This window comes from Neobacillus mesonae (genome assembly GCF_023715155.1).
Classification (GTDB): domain Bacteria; phylum Bacillota; class Bacilli; order Bacillales; family Cytobacillaceae; genus Neobacillus; species Neobacillus mesonae_A.
Genome location: NZ_JAMBNQ010000047.1, coordinates 1 through 14,825 on the forward strand (window position 1 = coordinate 1; position 14,825 = coordinate 14,825).

Genomic DNA, 14,825 nt, shown 5'->3' on the forward strand with positions numbered 1-14,825 from the left:
GATGGACGCACCGCTGGTGTACCAGTTGTCTTGCCAAAGGCATAGCTGGGTAGCTATGTGCGGAAGGGATAAGTGCTGAAAGCATCTAAGCATGAAGCCCCCCTCAAGATGAGATTTCCCATAGCGTCAAGCTAGTAAGATCCCTGAAAGATGATCAGGTTGATAGGTCAGAGATGGAAGCATGGTGACATGTGGAGTTGACTGATACTAATCGATCGAGGACTTAACCAAAAACGAAAAGCGTAGGCGACTGTTCAACTTCGACAGACGTTGGAGGGCTGGCACTGCAAATCCTGGTTTTGGGATTTGTTGGGACGGACCGAAACGGCCGAGAAGTTAGGAGCCGAAGCTAGACAAATTCGAAAAGTGTAAGCGGCCGGTTAGCAGCGTATGGCCTGGAGGACTTTGACTGAGATAAAGGAAACACGATGAGCGTAAGCGAATCGATGTTGACTTATCGCAGGGAAAAGACCGAAGGACACTAGTTGCTGGACGCTGGAGCTAGAAAGCAACTCTTAAAGCGAACTCGTTCTTATCCACTTCTTCTCTATTATCTAGTTTTGAGGGAATGAAAAAAATTCAACCTTCCTCTTGAAATACAAAAAAATAATGTTATAATAAAATAATGTTAATAGTCTGGCAATGATGGCGAGAAGGTCACACCCGTTCCCATACCGAACACGGAAGTTAAGCTTCTCAGCGCCGATGGTAGTTGGGGCCCTGCCCCTGTGAGAGTAGGACGTTGCCAGGCATTGTATTGTTCCGCAGTAGCTCAGTGGTAGAGCTATCGGCTGTTAACCGATCGGTCGTAGGTTCGAATCCTACCTGCGGAGCCATTTTTTTGTCTACACGATGTATAGCTATGCTTCCATAGCTCAGTAGGTAGAGCACTTCCATGGTAAGGAAGAGGTCAGCGGTTCGAGCCCGCTTGGGAGCTTACCTAAAATTTTAATAATGGCCCCTTGGTCAAGCGGTTAAGACACCGCCCTTTCACGGCGGTAACACGGGTTCGAATCCCGTAGGGGTCACCACTATTATTGGAGGATTAGCTCAGCTGGGAGAGCATCTGCCTTACAAGCAGAGGGTCGGCGGTTCGATCCCGTCATCCTCCACCATTTAAATTTCTCTTAATTTTTTATGCCGGCCTAGCTCAATTGGTAGAGCAACTGACTTGTAATCAGTAGGTTGGGGGTTCAAGTCCTCTGGCCGGCACCATTTTTCTCATTTGGCTTCCTAATCGCTGGATGATTTATAGTAGTATGGAGGGGTAGCGAAGTGGCTAAACGCGGCGGACTGTAAATCCGCTCCCTCAGGGTTCGGCGGTTCGAATCCGTCCCCCTCCACCATACATATTTATTGTTTATATGGATATACTGTTACTATTCCACTATTGGGCTATAGCCAAGCGGTAAGGCAACGGACTTTGACTCCGTCATTCGTAGGTTCGAATCCTGCTAGCCCAGCCAAATCTAAAGTGAGCCATTAGCTCAGTTGGTAGAGCATCTGACTTTTAATCAGAGGGTCGAAGGTTCGAGTCCTTCATGGCTCATAAATTATAAAAGATAGAACACAAGGGATATTGTCATCTCTTGTGTTTTTTTATAAATAATTTTTCCACAAAAAGTTAATGTCTATTTCTTTATAATTTTTGGCTCTTTTCTAAAAGATTGTTGCTTTTTGCTCCCTTTTTAAGATTCGTTCAAAAAATAGGGGGAGAAATTCCCCTTATTTAGGAAATTGGATGTTAATTAGCTGAAATAGACGGAGGAATTTCCCTTATTTGATTTTAAACGGCTAAAATCGGGTGCTTTTCATTGAATAACGGAAAAAACTCCGCTTATACTTTACTATTTAAGCTTCATTTTGCAAATAACGGGAAAACTTCCGCTTATTTTACTTCCAAAGGGGCTATCCTGTAATCCAGCTTTTTCGCAGAGTCCGCTTATTCCTAAATAGAATAAACCACCGCTTTTCTTGGCATAACAACATAGTTTACGAAAACAGCCTTATTTTTTATAATAAAAGGTATATGGGTAAAAAAATTAAAGTCATCATTAGAAATTGGTTATAATATAGAGTAATTAATTAGGTCCGTATGCGGATTTACGTATAAATACGGAATTCGGTAAAAGGGGAATAAAAATGGCCTTAAATAATGTAACAAAAGAACAGGTGAAAACGAGAGAAGACTTTAAAGAGAAAAAAAAGTCTGAGAAAAAGGAAACTGCGGAGACGTCAGAGCAAACAGATAAGCGAATTCGAGTTCGTCTCATACCGATTTGGCTGCGGCTGATTCTCTTAGTGGTTTTCATGTTGATTAGTGTAATGGCAGGAGCAGCTGTTGGATATGGAGTATTAGGCAATGGAAAGCCAATAGATGTATTTAAAGTATCGACCTGGACACATATTATAGATTTAGTTGAGAAGGAGAAATAATAAGGGAAGGGCTGCCGGATGGCCCTTCCCTTTTGCCTGTCATTAATAGTAAAATAAAGTTATCACTTCTTTATCCCGATTTAACGGGCAGCTGGCCCCCTTCAATACATAGCGCAGGCAGGAAGCAAAACGGGGGGACTAAACAGCATGCGCCTGATTGGTGAGATACAGTGAAACTTACCAATGAGTAAGCAGAGATTAGCCTGAGCCACTCGGGTTTGCAGCTACTCTTTACCGGTGCGATAGCATCGATAGTAGAGTCGGTAAAAACGGGACTAACAATCAGTAGGGGATGAGGAAAAACCCAGCTGATCGAAGTTTCACTTTATAGTAGGAGGTACTAACATAATGCTTGATATTGATCAAATAAAAGAGATCATTCCCCACCGATATCCCTTTTTATTAGTAGATCGGATTTTAGAGGTGGAAGAAGGAAAACGGGCAGTCGGTATTAAAAATGTTTCTGCAAATGAGGAATTCTTTAATGGACATTTCCCGGAATACCCTGTTATGCCAGGAGTATTGATTGTTGAGGCACTGGCACAGGTTGGGGCTGTCGCTGTTTTAAAAAAGGAAGAAAACCGAGGACGTTTGGCATTTTTCGCAGGAATTGATAATTGCCGTTTTAAAAAGCAAGTAAAACCAGGCGATCAGCTTAGACTGGAAGTGGAAATGGTTCGGCTTCGCGGACCAATCGGTAAGGGAAAGGCTGTTGCAACAGTTGATGGTGAAATTGCCTGTGAGGCAGAAATCACCTTTGCCTTAGGAGAGAAAAAAGAATAGGGAGAAAAAGATAACCAGGGTATTTATTCCTGGTTATTTTTTTTATAAAAATATTTAAAATAATATGCTATAGAAAGGGAATTTTGTTCGACAAATTTCTCGGGAAATATTTAGACTTTATGACTATTTCCATGGAAAGGCACAATAAACTTGCGGTTTTTTCAAGAAAAAAAGCAATGTCGAAAAAACAGGCCGGAAACTAAATAATTTGAATTACTCTCCAACCACTTGTCCCGTTTGTGTAAATTGTGCATAAACCCGTATCCAAGCTAATACAATGATTACAAACCTTTACAAAGAGAGTGTTTGAGGTGAAGAGTCGTTTGAAAATAGCGGGGAATTCAGAAGGGGACATGATTATTCATTGCAGCTTATAGAAAGAATAACTTTCTGCCGCATGTCAGGATACTTATAAAGCAACTGTCTATTCTACATGGACAACTGTCTTTTATGGGTATTTGAAACCGGGTAATATGCCCACGTGCGGATGCAGTATTTCGTCATAGTGATAAGCGGATCTCATTTCACACTCCACATCCAATTTAGGGAGGGCGAGAGTGTGCACGATTACATCAAAGAGAGGACTATCAAGATAGGAAAGTATATCGTGGAGACGAGGAAAACGGTTCGCGTGATTGCGAAGGAGTTTGGCGTATCCAAAAGTACAGTCCATAAAGATTTAACTGAGAGACTTCCTGAAATTAATCCTGAGCTAGCAAACGAAGTAAAAGAAATTTTAGATTATCATAAATCAATCCGGCACTTAAGGGGCGGGGAAGCAACAAAAATGAAATATCAGAAAGAAGAAAAGGAGGGAGAGGCGGTTAAATAAAGTAAGAATTCACCTCCTTTTTATCCCAGCCCTTTTCTTTTGTACTCGAATAGATTCCGACAGTATTCATCAAAAATTTACATCTTTTAATAAAAATGTTATGGAATTTGTAGTGAATGTGGTAGAATAGACAATTAGGAAAAGTATGTATGTGGAATCTTTCGAGGAGGAAAGAAAAGAGAATGTTTGCAAGGGATATTGGGATTGACTTAGGAACGGCTAACGTGCTAATCCATGTAAAGAGCCGTGGCATTGTGTTGAATGAGCCTTCTGTAGTTGCAATAGACAAAAACACCAACCGCGTGTTAGCAGTTGGGGAAGAAGCCCGCCGTATGGTTGGGCGGACACCCGGAAACATTGTCGCAATCCGCCCGTTAAAAGATGGTGTAATTGCTGACTTTGATGTAACAGAAGCAATGTTGAAACATTTTATTAATAAGTTAAATGTAAAAGGTTTTTTATCAAAGCCTCGTATTTTAATTTGCTGTCCGACGAATATTACAAGTGTTGAACAAAAGGCGATTAGAGAAGCTGCTGAAAAGAGCGGCGGTAAAAAGGTATATTTGGAAGAGGAGCCGAAAGTGGCTGCAATTGGCGCTGGAATGGACATCTTTCAGCCTAGTGGAAATATGGTAGTAGACATAGGAGGAGGAACGACAGATGTTGCTGTTCTATCAATGGGCGATATCGTTACTTCTTCCTCCATTAAAATGGCCGGCGATAAGTTTGACGCAGAAATTTTAAATTATATTAAACGTGAGTACAAGCTATTAATTGGTGAACGTACATCCGAAAATATAAAGATTAACATTGGAACTGTCTTCCCTGGATCCCGTTCGGAGGAAATGGAAATTCGCGGCCGGGATATGGTAAGCGGGCTGCCGCGTACAATTACAGTTCGTTCGGAGGAAATTGAACAGGCACTGCGTGAATCAGTCGCAGTCATCGTCCAAGCAGCTAAAAGCGTTCTTGAGCGGACTCCACCAGAGCTTTCAGCTGATATCATAGACCGCGGCGTCATTTTAACTGGCGGCGGGGCTTTATTGCATGGAATTGACATGCTATTGGCAGAAGAACTTAAGGTGCCGGTGTTGGTTGCCGATAACCCAATGGATTGTGTGGCCATTGGAACAGGGGTTATGCTTGATAACATTGATAAGATACCGAATCGGAAATTAGGATAATTAATAAGTGAAAGTCCAATTCAAAGGCGGACAAGCCTATTGTTTTGGACTTTTTTATTTTGGCTGTTTTCGTAAACTATGTTGTTATGCCAAGAAAAGCGGTGGATTATTTAATTTAGGAATAAGCGGACTCTGCGAAAAAGCTGGATTACAGGATAGCCCCCTTGGAAGTAAAAAATAAGCGGAAGTTTTCCCGTTATTTGCAAAATTAAGCTTAAATAGTAAAAAATAAGCGGAGTTTTTTCCGTTATTCAATGAAAAGCACCCGATTTTAGCAGTTTAAAATCAAATAAGGGAAATTCCTCCGTCTATTTCAGCTAATTAACAACCAATTTCCTAAATAAGGGGAATTTCTACCTCTATTTTTGAACGAATCTTAAAAAGGGAGCAAAAAGCAACAATCTTTTAGAAAAGAGCCTTTATTTTTAATATCTCTTAGGTGCATATATATACATCCTTTTGCTGAGTTGAGTCATATCTATGAAAGCGGTTAAAATAGATTTATATATAATACAGGGGGAGTGTATATGACTAGGAAACTTTCAATCATTGGAATGCCGATGGACTTGGGGCAAATGCGGCGGGGAGTTGATATGGGGCCAAGTGCCATCCGTTATGCCGGAATTAACGAACGCTTAAAACCATTGTTTGATGAAATTGCCGATTTGGGTGACATTCCGATTGGCAGACCAGAGGTGACAGTGGATGAGGAATCCAATTTGCGAAATTTAGATCTAGTCGCCGAGAAAAATGCACTTCTTGCTGAAAAGGTGGATGAAATCATACAATCAGGATATTTTCCGTTGGTGCTGGGAGGAGACCATAGCATCGCCATTGGAACTTTAGCAGGGGTGGCGAAACACTATAAGCAGCTGGGAGTTATTTGGTATGACGCCCATGGGGATTTAAATACAGCAGAGACCAGCCCATCAGGTAATATTCATGGAATGCCGCTTGCAGCCTGTATTGGTTTAGGCCATCGTTTGCTGACGGAAATTGGCGGGTATTCGCCAAAGCTAAAGCCGGAGAATGTTGTTATTATCGGTGCTCGTTCTTTAGATGCAGGTGAAAGGGCATTAATTAAAGAAAAAGGGATTAAAGTCTATACAATGCATGAAATAGACCGCATGGGAATGGCCAAGGTAATGGAGGAGACAATTGACTATTTAAAAGATAAAACAGATGGTGTTCATCTGTCACTCGATTTAGATGGCTTAGACCCAAGTGAATGTCCAGGAGTAGGTACACCTGTCATGGGAGGAATCAGTTACCGTGAAAGTCATCTGGCAATGGAAATGTTAGAAGAATCTAAGCTAATCACCTCCGCCGAATTTGTAGAGGTAAATCCAATTTTAGACGAAAAAAATAAAACTGCCTCCGTTGCCGTAGGTTTGATGGGTTCTTTATTCGGAGAAAAACTTTTATAATGGAGAAACAGCTGTTCCAATGACGGAGCAGCTGTTTTTTTTTTTGAAAAAGAACTCTTTAATTAATTGTAATATTACCTAAATGCTAAGTTAAAAATAAAACAAGTTTTTAACAGTATTTAGTAATTCTTTGTTAAAATAAAAGGTATTGGATACAAATTTTCGTTGAAAACGAAACTTTTTTGCTAACGATTCGTATTATCGGATAGCAGCATGGAGCTGAGGTAACTGAATGGAAGAAATTATAAAGAAACGAATAAAACAAGTCATAAAAGGCGATCAAGATGCATTTGGGGAAATAGTTGAAATCTACAAAAACAGTGTGTATCAGCTCTGCTTCCGGATGCTCGGCAACCGTCATGAAGCAGAGGATGTTGCCCAAGAAGCATTTTTGCGTGCCTATGTAAACATAAAGTCGTTTAACCAGGATCGAAAGTTCTCTACATGGCTCTTTCGAATCGCAACTAATTTATGTATAGACAGGCTTAGAAAAAAGAAACCAGATTATTATTTGGATGCAGAAGTAGCAGGTACGGAGGGGCTGACAATGTACTCGCAGATACCGTCCGACACACCTCTGCCCGAAAAAGAGCTGGAAAGCCTGGAACTACAGGAAACAGTGCAAAAAGAAATCTTAAAACTTCCTGAAAAATATCGTTCCGCTATCGTATTGAAATATATAGAGGACTTATCTCTAAATGAAATTAGCGAAATCCTCGATCTCCCTCTCGGAACGGTGAAGACTAGAATTCATCGCGGCCGGGAAGCTTTAAGACAGCAATTAAGGTATGTATAAGAGGTGAGAACAGTAATGTGTCCAGAACATATCATTGAACTAATGCATCAGTATTTTGACGAAGAAATCGATTTAGAAGGAAAACAAACCCTAAGAGAGCACCTTCAAAACTGTGAAGAGTGCGAGGCAATTTTTAATGAATTAAAAAAGACAGTTGCTTTTGTCAAAAGTGTTTCCAATATGCAGGCACCCGATGATTTCACAGCAAAAGTTTTGGCCCGTCTGCCAAAGGAAAAGAAGAAGGTATTGGCAGCACGCCTTTTCAGAAATCATCCATTTCTTTCTGCTGCATCTGTGTTTGTTGTCTTAATGATGGGCGGGTTATTTTCTACCTGGAGTCAAGACCAGGAATTTTCCGTCTCTAAGCAAAAGAACTTGGTAGTGAAGAATAACACAGTGATTGTTCCGAAAGGTGAAGTTGTTAATGGAGATGTTGTTGTTCGGAATGGAACGTTGAAAATAGAAGGTGAAGTGAAGGGGGACGTAACCGTAATTCATGGAGAAAAATACCTGGCATCTGCAGGACATGTAACAGGTCAAATTGAGGAAGTTAATGAAGTGTTTGACTGGATTTGGTATCATATGAAAAAGTCTGCAAAGGAAGTGGCAGGATTTTTTTGATTCCCGGGAAACGAAATAAAAAACAAATCACTCTTAAATGGGTGATTTGTTTTTTTAAACTTTTAACATAATAATAACTATAAGCAGGTTTATTGTGCTTTGTGTTATAATATATGAGTTGTAATCAAAATGGGTTTTAAAGCAAAAATTACGGAGGAAAAACCATGCCGTTTGCGGATTGGACAATTTGGAATTATCTATCAAGTATTGTTGATATTCTCCTTGTGTGGTATGTCATTTATAAATTAATCAATATTATAAGAGGGACAAAGGCCGTTCAGTTATTAAAAGGAATCCTTGTCATTTTAATTGTCCGGGTTCTAAGTGACTTTTTCGGCTTAACGACCTTAAGCTGGATGATGCAGCAAGTCATCACATATGGTTTCCTGGCCATCATCATTATATTCCAGCCTGAATTGAGAAGGGCCCTTGAACAGCTTGGGCGCGGGAAATTCTTTTCACGGAGTTCTGGCCCAGTTGATGAGGGACAGGAGAGAACAGTTGAAGCCATTCTTAAGGCATCAGACTATATGGCGAAACGCCGGATAGGCGCCCTTATATCAATAGAGAGGGAAACAGGAATGAGCGATTACATAGAAACAGGTATTTCGTTAAATTCACATATTTCCTCAGAATTATTAATTAACATTTTTATACCGAATACCCCGCTTCATGATGGAGCGGTCATAATTCAAAAAAACGTTGTGGCAGCGGCTGCTTGTTATCTTCCATTGTCAGAGAGCCCGTTTATATCAAAAGAACTGGGGACCAGACATCGTGCAGCGTTGGGAATAAGTGAAGTAACGGACAGTATAACGGTAGTTGTCTCTGAGGAAACCGGAGGTATTTCACTTACAAGAAATGGAGAATTACACCGCGATTTATCATCAGATGAATTAAAGGAAATTCTTACAAATGAATTACTAATGAATACGAAACAAGCTTCTTCAGCTCGTTGGAACTGGAGGGGAAAAAACAATGGATAAATTGATGGACAATCGTTGGTTTATCAAAGGCCTTGCTCTAGTACTGGCTGTTTTATTGTATTCCTCCATCCCTCACCCAGGAAAGAAAGTTACAGATGTTTATGTCCCTGGAGGAGAAAAAACGGAGGTTATTGCAGATTTCCCAGTTAAAGCATACTATGATACCGAAAATTTAGTGGTTTCCGGTATTCCGGATTCAGTGGATGTCACCTTAAAGGGTCCAATCACGCATGTACAGACAGCGGCTGCGTTAAAAAACTTCGAGGTCTATATTGATTTGCGAAATGTCAAGATTGGCAGGCAAAAGGTGAAATTTAAAGTAAGGGATTTATCAGATAAAATAGATGCCGCAATTAAACCTGAATATGTTTATGTAACTGCCCAAGAAAAAGTAACAAAAGAATTCAGGGTGGATCCTGAGTACAGCAGGAGTCAGATTGCAGATGGCTATTCAGCCGGGGACCCGGTTGCAGAACCAAATAAGGTAAAGGTGACCGGTGCTAAAAGTCTCATTGACCGAATTTCCTATGTTAAAGCAACAATTTTAGAAAATCAGCAGTTAAAAGAGACACTGTCAAAATCAGCTGACATTCAAGTGCTGGATAAAAATTTAAATAAATTAGATGTTTCGGTTGTGCCGGCATCAGTCAAAGTAACAATACCAGTAAAGGAAAACAGTAAAAAGGTTCCAATTAGTGTTGTTCAAAAAGGGAATCCTCCTGCAGGTGTAACCATTGAAAAAGTCGAACCAGAAACAAGGGAAGCTGTCATCACTGCTAATGATGATGTATTAAAAAATACGGACCATGTCCGTGTAGAAGTTGATGTAAGCAAGATAACCGATAATACAACTCTCAACTTGCCAGTAATTATTTCTAATGGAGTCACAAAGGTTAATCCGCAGATGGTCAAGGTGAAAGTAACTGTCAGCAAAGAGGAGGAAAAGACGGTCTCGAAGGTTCCAATCGAATTGAGAGGGCTGCCAAGCGATTTTGAAGCAGAAATAGATGACCCAAATAACCAAATGATTAATATTCTTGTAAATGGGCCAAGCGCTGCTTTAAAATCGATTACCTCTAAGGATTTTCAAGTGTACGTAGATCTTTCAAATTTGGATGAGGGTGTTCATGAAGTTAATATTCATGTAGAAGGTCCATCTGATCTTGATTGGAAACCTGATCAATCTTCTGCAAAAATCACAATAAAAAATAATGCATAAATTCGAGCAATAATTGTTGAAGGAGCGTTTTTTAATGGGAAAATATTTTGGTACCGACGGTGTAAGGGGAATAGCAAACAGTGAACTGAAACCTGAACTAGCTTTTAAGTTAGGCCGTTTTGGCGGATATGTGTTAACAAAAGACAAAGCACGTCCAAAGGTTTTGATTGGACGAGATACCCGCATTTCCGGGCATATGCTGGAGGGTGCACTGGTAGCTGGCCTTCTTTCAATTGGTGCAGAGGTTATGCGTCTTGGCGTGATTTCAACACCTGGGGTAGCCTATTTAACAAAGGCTTTAGGAGCACAGGCTGGTGTCATGATATCAGCTTCCCACAACCCTGTTGCAGATAATGGGATTAAATTCTTTGGTCCTGACGGTTTTAAACTTTCCGATGAACAGGAACTTGAAATTGAAGGACTAATGGATCTGCCTGAAGATCAACTGCCGCGTCCGGTTGGTGAGAATCTTGGGTTAGTGATGGATTATTTTGAAGGCGGACAAAAGTATTTACAATACTTGAAGAACACGGTGGATGAAGAATTCACAGGCATTCATATTGCATTAGATTGTGCTCATGGGGCAACCTCTTCACTTGCAACCTATTTATTTGCCGATTTAGATGCCGATTTATCAACAATGGGAGCAGCACCAAATGGGTTAAATATCAATGCTGGAGTAGGATCAACACATCCTGAAGCCCTTGCTGAGCTGGTGAAAGAAAAGGGAGCAGATGTTGGTCTTGCCTTTGATGGTGATGGTGACCGCCTGATTGCTATTGATGAAAATGGAAACATTGTGGATGGGGATCAGATTCTTTACATCTGCGGTAAATATATGAAGGAACATGGTCGTTTGAAACATAATACAATTGTGTCAACAGTCATGAGCAACCTTGGCTTTTATAAAGCATTGGAAGCACATGATATTAAAAGTGTACCAACTGCTGTGGGTGACCGGTACGTAGTTGAGGAAATGAAGAAAAACGGATACAATTTGGGCGGTGAACAATCAGGCCATATTATCTTTCTTGACTACAACACTACTGGTGATGGATTATTAACAGGACTTCAGCTGGTTAATATCATGAAGGCAACGAAGAAGCCATTATCTGAACTTGCTGGAGAAATGGTAAAATATCCGCAAAAGCTCGTGAATGTAAAAGTAACCGATAAATACCATGTTACAGACAATGTAAAGGTAAAAGAGGTTATTGAACAAGTAGAAGCAGAAATGGAAGGCAACGGGAGAATCCTTGTTCGTCCTTCTGGAACTGAACCATTGGTTCGTGTTATGGCAGAAGCTGCAACTGAAGAGCTTTGCTTAGCTTATGTTAACCGGATTGTTACAGTGGTAGAAGAAGAAATGGGAATAAAAGAATAAAACTCACTTGGATATGCATAAGGGAACTTTTATCTCCCTTATGCATATTTTATTATGAATGGAAATGTTATAGAATTTCCATTATTGACGAAACACCCTTTTTCAGGTAATATGTATTTGCTTTGTATTTTTGGAAAAAAGGAGGGCAGCAAAGGGATTTTATTTAAAAGCGCCTGAACTAACCCAAGGTGAGAAGGTTAGTTGACGAGGAGGAGGTTTATCGAATTTTTCGGCGGATACCTCCCGGTTGAATGCACGCACAACCGAAGAATTTCTTCCTTAAAACACAAGGGCAACTTTGTGCACAAAGGGAAGAAAATGCGGCATACTATAACTAATGTTTTAAAAAAGGTATAAACAGATACCTAAAAAAACAGAGATAAGGGGGCAGGTGCGCCCTCGGGAAGTTTCTTGCCCCCTCATCAGGGAGGAAAGAAAAATGTGCGGAATTGTTGGATATATCGGAAATAATGACTCGAAAGAAATTTTATTAAAAGGTTTAGAAAAACTGGAATATAGAGGCTATGATTCAGCAGGTATTGCTTTAATTAATAATAATGGAGTTCATGTCTTCAAGGAAAAAGGCCGTATTGCCGATTTACGTAACATTGTGGATGAAAATATCTCAGCAACTGTCGGAATCGGGCATACTCGCTGGGCTACACACGGGATTCCAAGCCAGGAAAACTCTCATCCACATCAAAGTGTTTCAGGCCGGTTTACACTTGTTCATAATGGTGTAATTGAGAACTATGAACTGCTAAAACGTGAGTATTTAGCTGATGTACCATTTAAAAGTGAAACAGATACAGAAGTTATTGTTCAGCTGATTGAGAAGTTTGCAGCTGAAGGGTTACAAGTATTGGATGCCTTCCGTAAAACTTTAACACTGCTGCATGGCTCCTATGCACTTGGTCTATTAGATAAAGAGGATTCTGAAACCATTTATGTGGCAAAAAATAAAAGCCCGCTTTTAGTTGGACTCGGAAATGGTTTTAATGTGGTTGCCAGTGATGCCATGGCTATGCTCCAAGTAACGGATCAATTTGTTGAATTAATGGATAAAGAAATCGTAATTGTTAAAAAGGACGGAGTTACGATTCAAAATCTGAACGGTGAAACAATCAGCCGTGCACCATATACTGCTGAGCTCGATGCCAGTGATATCGAGAAAGGCACTTATCCGCATTATATGCTGAAGGAAATTGATGAGCAGCCTGCAGTAATCCGAAAGATTATTCAAACCTACCAAAATGAACAGGGCGAATTGACCATCGAGCCAGAAATTATTACTGCGGTGAAAGAGGCAGATCGAATTTATATCATTGCGGCAGGTACTTCTTATCATGCTGGTCTGGTTGGAAAGCAATTAATCGAACAGATGGCGAAAGTTCCGGTTGAAGTTCATATTTCAAGTGAATTCGGTTATAACATTCCATTGTTATCTGAAAAACCATTATTTGTCTTTATTTCACAAAGCGGTGAAACTGCCGACAGCCGTGCGGTACTTGTTCAGGTGAAGGAAATGGGATATCCAGCCTTAACCATTACAAATGTACCTGGCTCAACACTTTCACGTGAAGCGAATTATACGTTATTGCTTCATGCAGGACCGGAAATCGCGGTTGCTTCAACAAAAGCCTATACAGCTCAAATCGCTGTACTCGGTATTTTGGCAGAGGTAACAGCGAAGAGCAAAAACGTAGAGATCGGCTTTGACCTGATTCATGAACTTGGTTTAGTGGCCAATGCAATGGACGTTTTGTGTGATTCTAAAGAGATTATTGAAATCATGGCGAAGGAATTTTTATCTGTAACGCGCAATGCCTTCTTTATCGGCCGTGGAATTGACTATTATGTCGGCCTGGAAGGGGCATTAAAGCTGAAGGAAATTTCCTATATTCAAGCGGAAGGTTTTGCCGGCGGTGAATTAAAGCATGGAACCATTGCTTTAATTGAAGAAGGAACACCAATCATCGCCCTTGCAACACAGGAAAAAGTGAACTTAAGCATCCGCGGCAATGTGAAAGAAGTAGTTGCACGTGGTGCCAACCCATGCATCATTTCGATGAAGGGACTCAACATGGACGAAGACAGCTTTGTTATTCCAGAAGTACATGAGTTATTAACACCACTTATCTCTGTAGTACCATTACAAATTTTAGCTTACTATGCTGCACTTCACCGCGGCTGCGATGTCGACAAACCACGCAACCTTGCGAAGTCAGTAACAGTTGAGTAAATAAGAATATCCTGTTATGTAGCTGTTAAAAGCCTCTTCCCTCTGCTTTAAAGTCGGAACCCACTGTTATATAGCAGGTATCCGGCTAGCAGGGGGCTCAGGAAAAAGCAGCACACAAATAAGCTATATATGTAATCATTACTCAACTGTTAATCAAACGTTTGTTTAATTTCAAATCAATACGAATTCAGGCTGAATCCAATGGTGGTTCAGTCTTATTTTATGTTCCACTGTATCCCAATCCTGTCTCCCTGTAACTTTCTCGGTTTCCATGCTGCAAAGTTCGTACTATCTCCCAGCTAAAAAGCTGGTTCCCACGCTAAAAAGTCGGTACCTACTGCTAAATAGTTGGTATCCAAATGGCAAAGGAAGCGGGGATAGCAGCGGGCAGTCTATTATGTAATCAATCGTTATTCAAATGTTTGTTTAAATTCAAAATCAATCAAAATTCGGGGCTGGATTCAATAAGATCCAGTCCTATTCCTTTTGTCCAATACACCTCCAAACCCTTGTCCAATAAGGGTTTCAGTCCTCTTCGTTCCAATCCTCTCCCCTCTATTATGTTGTTTTCCTCACTGTATAAACCCGTAGGGTTCCGGTGCTTTTTCAGGCATTTTCCAATGGTTTTGTATCACTTTTCCATTCTTTTCTCTTGATTCTTCCATCCATTCCGGGAAGAACTTATTTACATAGAAAGAATATTCTGCACAAGCCAGAATGGAGAAAAGAAGGATAATGGAGGAAAGAAAGCCCTTTGAGGGAAGAACTTTTTAGCAGGAAAAAGAAGGAGAAAAAAGGGCGTGAAGCCTTGGAGGAGTGGGGTTTAAGGGGGATAGTAGGGTGCTTGGGACGGGGAACCAACTATAAAACAGCTAGATACAAGGAAGAACTGGCAGCCACAACACTATGTATGGA

Annotated in this window: 11 protein-coding genes, 8 tRNA genes and 2 rRNA genes; all 21 read left to right on the forward strand. The window is 40.5% G+C overall.

The window, feature by feature from the left end:
- Nucleotides 1-231, forward strand: a 23S ribosomal RNA gene (locus M3183_RS23655); the annotation flags it as partial.
- A 404-nt stretch (nucleotides 232-635) separates the two neighbouring features.
- Nucleotides 636-751, forward strand: a 5S ribosomal RNA gene (gene rrf, locus M3183_RS23660).
- A gap of 10 nt (nucleotides 752-761) precedes the next feature.
- Nucleotides 762-836: transfer RNA gene (locus M3183_RS23665), tRNA-Asn, on the forward strand.
- 28 nt (nucleotides 837-864) lie between these two features.
- Nucleotides 865-937 (forward strand) — tRNA-Thr (locus M3183_RS23670).
- A gap of 19 nt (nucleotides 938-956) precedes the next feature.
- Nucleotides 957-1,031 (forward strand) — tRNA-Glu (locus M3183_RS23675).
- Between the two features lie 8 nt (nucleotides 1,032-1,039).
- Nucleotides 1,040-1,115 (forward strand) — tRNA-Val (locus tag M3183_RS23680).
- A gap of 24 nt (nucleotides 1,116-1,139) precedes the next feature.
- A tRNA-Thr gene (locus M3183_RS23685) sits at nucleotides 1,140-1,215 on the forward strand.
- A 46-nt stretch (nucleotides 1,216-1,261) separates the two neighbouring features.
- Nucleotides 1,262-1,346, forward strand: a tRNA-Tyr gene (locus M3183_RS23690).
- Between the two features lie 45 nt (nucleotides 1,347-1,391).
- Nucleotides 1,392-1,466: transfer RNA gene (locus M3183_RS23695), tRNA-Gln, on the forward strand.
- Between the two features lie 10 nt (nucleotides 1,467-1,476).
- A tRNA-Lys gene (locus M3183_RS23700) sits at nucleotides 1,477-1,549 on the forward strand.
- A gap of 593 nt (nucleotides 1,550-2,142) precedes the next feature.
- Nucleotides 2,143-2,436: a DNA-directed RNA polymerase subunit beta gene (locus M3183_RS23705; RefSeq protein ID WP_251473656.1), complete on the forward strand. Its 294-nt coding sequence runs from the start codon at nucleotides 2,143-2,145 to the stop codon at nucleotides 2,434-2,436.
- Nucleotides 2,437-2,784: 348 nt separating this feature from the next.
- A complete protein-coding gene (fabZ, locus tag M3183_RS23710) occupies nucleotides 2,785-3,219 on the forward strand; it encodes a 3-hydroxyacyl-ACP dehydratase FabZ (protein ID WP_251473659.1) in 435 nt (144 codons plus the stop codon).
- 559 nt (nucleotides 3,220-3,778) lie between these two features.
- Nucleotides 3,779-4,051 carry a sporulation transcriptional regulator SpoIIID gene (gene spoIIID, locus M3183_RS23715; RefSeq protein WP_007086083.1) on the forward strand — a complete coding sequence of 91 codons (273 nt, stop codon included), beginning with the start codon at nucleotides 3,779-3,781 and terminating at the stop codon, nucleotides 4,049-4,051.
- 182 nt (nucleotides 4,052-4,233) lie between these two features.
- On the forward strand, nucleotides 4,234-5,235 hold the full coding sequence (gene mreB, locus M3183_RS23720; protein WP_251473662.1) for a rod shape-determining protein: 1,002 nt from the start codon (nucleotides 4,234-4,236) through the stop codon (nucleotides 5,233-5,235).
- 527 nt (nucleotides 5,236-5,762) lie between these two features.
- Entirely contained in the window at nucleotides 5,763-6,662 is a 900-nt protein-coding gene (rocF, locus tag M3183_RS23725) for an arginase (protein ID WP_251473665.1), read from the forward strand.
- 232 nt (nucleotides 6,663-6,894) lie between these two features.
- Nucleotides 6,895-7,458, forward strand: a complete 564-nt coding sequence (sigW, locus tag M3183_RS23730) for an RNA polymerase sigma factor SigW (RefSeq protein ID WP_251473669.1) — start codon at nucleotides 6,895-6,897, stop codon at nucleotides 7,456-7,458.
- Nucleotides 7,459-7,473: 15 nt separating this feature from the next.
- On the forward strand, nucleotides 7,474-8,079 hold the full coding sequence (locus M3183_RS23735) for an anti-sigma factor family protein (protein WP_251473672.1): 606 nt from the start codon (nucleotides 7,474-7,476) through the stop codon (nucleotides 8,077-8,079).
- 164 nt (nucleotides 8,080-8,243) lie between these two features.
- A complete protein-coding gene (gene cdaA / locus M3183_RS23740) occupies nucleotides 8,244-9,065 on the forward strand; it encodes a diadenylate cyclase CdaA (protein WP_251473675.1) in 822 nt (273 codons plus the stop codon).
- Nucleotides 9,058-10,284, forward strand: a complete 1,227-nt coding sequence (locus M3183_RS23745; RefSeq protein WP_251473677.1) for a CdaR family protein — start codon at nucleotides 9,058-9,060, stop codon at nucleotides 10,282-10,284. The genes cdaA and M3183_RS23745 overlap by 8 nt, the downstream gene beginning before the upstream one ends.
- 34 nt (nucleotides 10,285-10,318) lie before the next feature.
- The gene (gene glmM / locus M3183_RS23750) at nucleotides 10,319-11,668 is read left to right on the forward strand and encodes a phosphoglucosamine mutase (RefSeq protein ID WP_251473679.1); all 1,350 of its coding nucleotides are present in this window, start codon (nucleotides 10,319-10,321) and stop codon (nucleotides 11,666-11,668) included.
- 439 nt (nucleotides 11,669-12,107) lie between these two features.
- On the forward strand, nucleotides 12,108-13,910 hold the full coding sequence (gene glmS, locus M3183_RS23755) for a glutamine--fructose-6-phosphate transaminase (isomerizing) (RefSeq protein ID WP_251473683.1): 1,803 nt from the start codon (nucleotides 12,108-12,110) through the stop codon (nucleotides 13,908-13,910).
- Nucleotides 13,911-14,825: the final 915 nt, after the last annotated feature.

Bases quoted from the DNA above. Each gene is read 5' to 3' on its own strand.
- M3183_RS23745 (WP_251473677.1), top strand. From the start codon at position 9,058: ATGGATAAATTGATGGACAATCGTTGGTTTATCAAAGGCCTTGCTCTA.
- fabZ (WP_251473659.1), top strand. From the start codon at position 2,785: ATGCTTGATATTGATCAAATAAAAGAGATCATTCCCCACCGATATCCC.
- glmS (WP_251473683.1), top strand. From the start codon at position 12,108: ATGTGCGGAATTGTTGGATATATCGGAAATAATGACTCGAAAGAAATT.
- sigW (WP_251473669.1), top strand. From the start codon at position 6,895: ATGGAAGAAATTATAAAGAAACGAATAAAACAAGTCATAAAAGGCGAT.
- M3183_RS23735 (WP_251473672.1), top strand. From the start codon at position 7,474: ATGTGTCCAGAACATATCATTGAACTAATGCATCAGTATTTTGACGAA.
- M3183_RS23705 (WP_251473656.1), top strand. From the start codon at position 2,143: ATGGCCTTAAATAATGTAACAAAAGAACAGGTGAAAACGAGAGAAGAC.
- glmM (WP_251473679.1), top strand. From the start codon at position 10,319: ATGGGAAAATATTTTGGTACCGACGGTGTAAGGGGAATAGCAAACAGT.
- cdaA (WP_251473675.1), top strand. From the start codon at position 8,244: ATGCCGTTTGCGGATTGGACAATTTGGAATTATCTATCAAGTATTGTT.
- rocF (WP_251473665.1), top strand. From the start codon at position 5,763: ATGACTAGGAAACTTTCAATCATTGGAATGCCGATGGACTTGGGGCAA.
- mreB (WP_251473662.1), top strand. From the start codon at position 4,234: ATGTTTGCAAGGGATATTGGGATTGACTTAGGAACGGCTAACGTGCTA.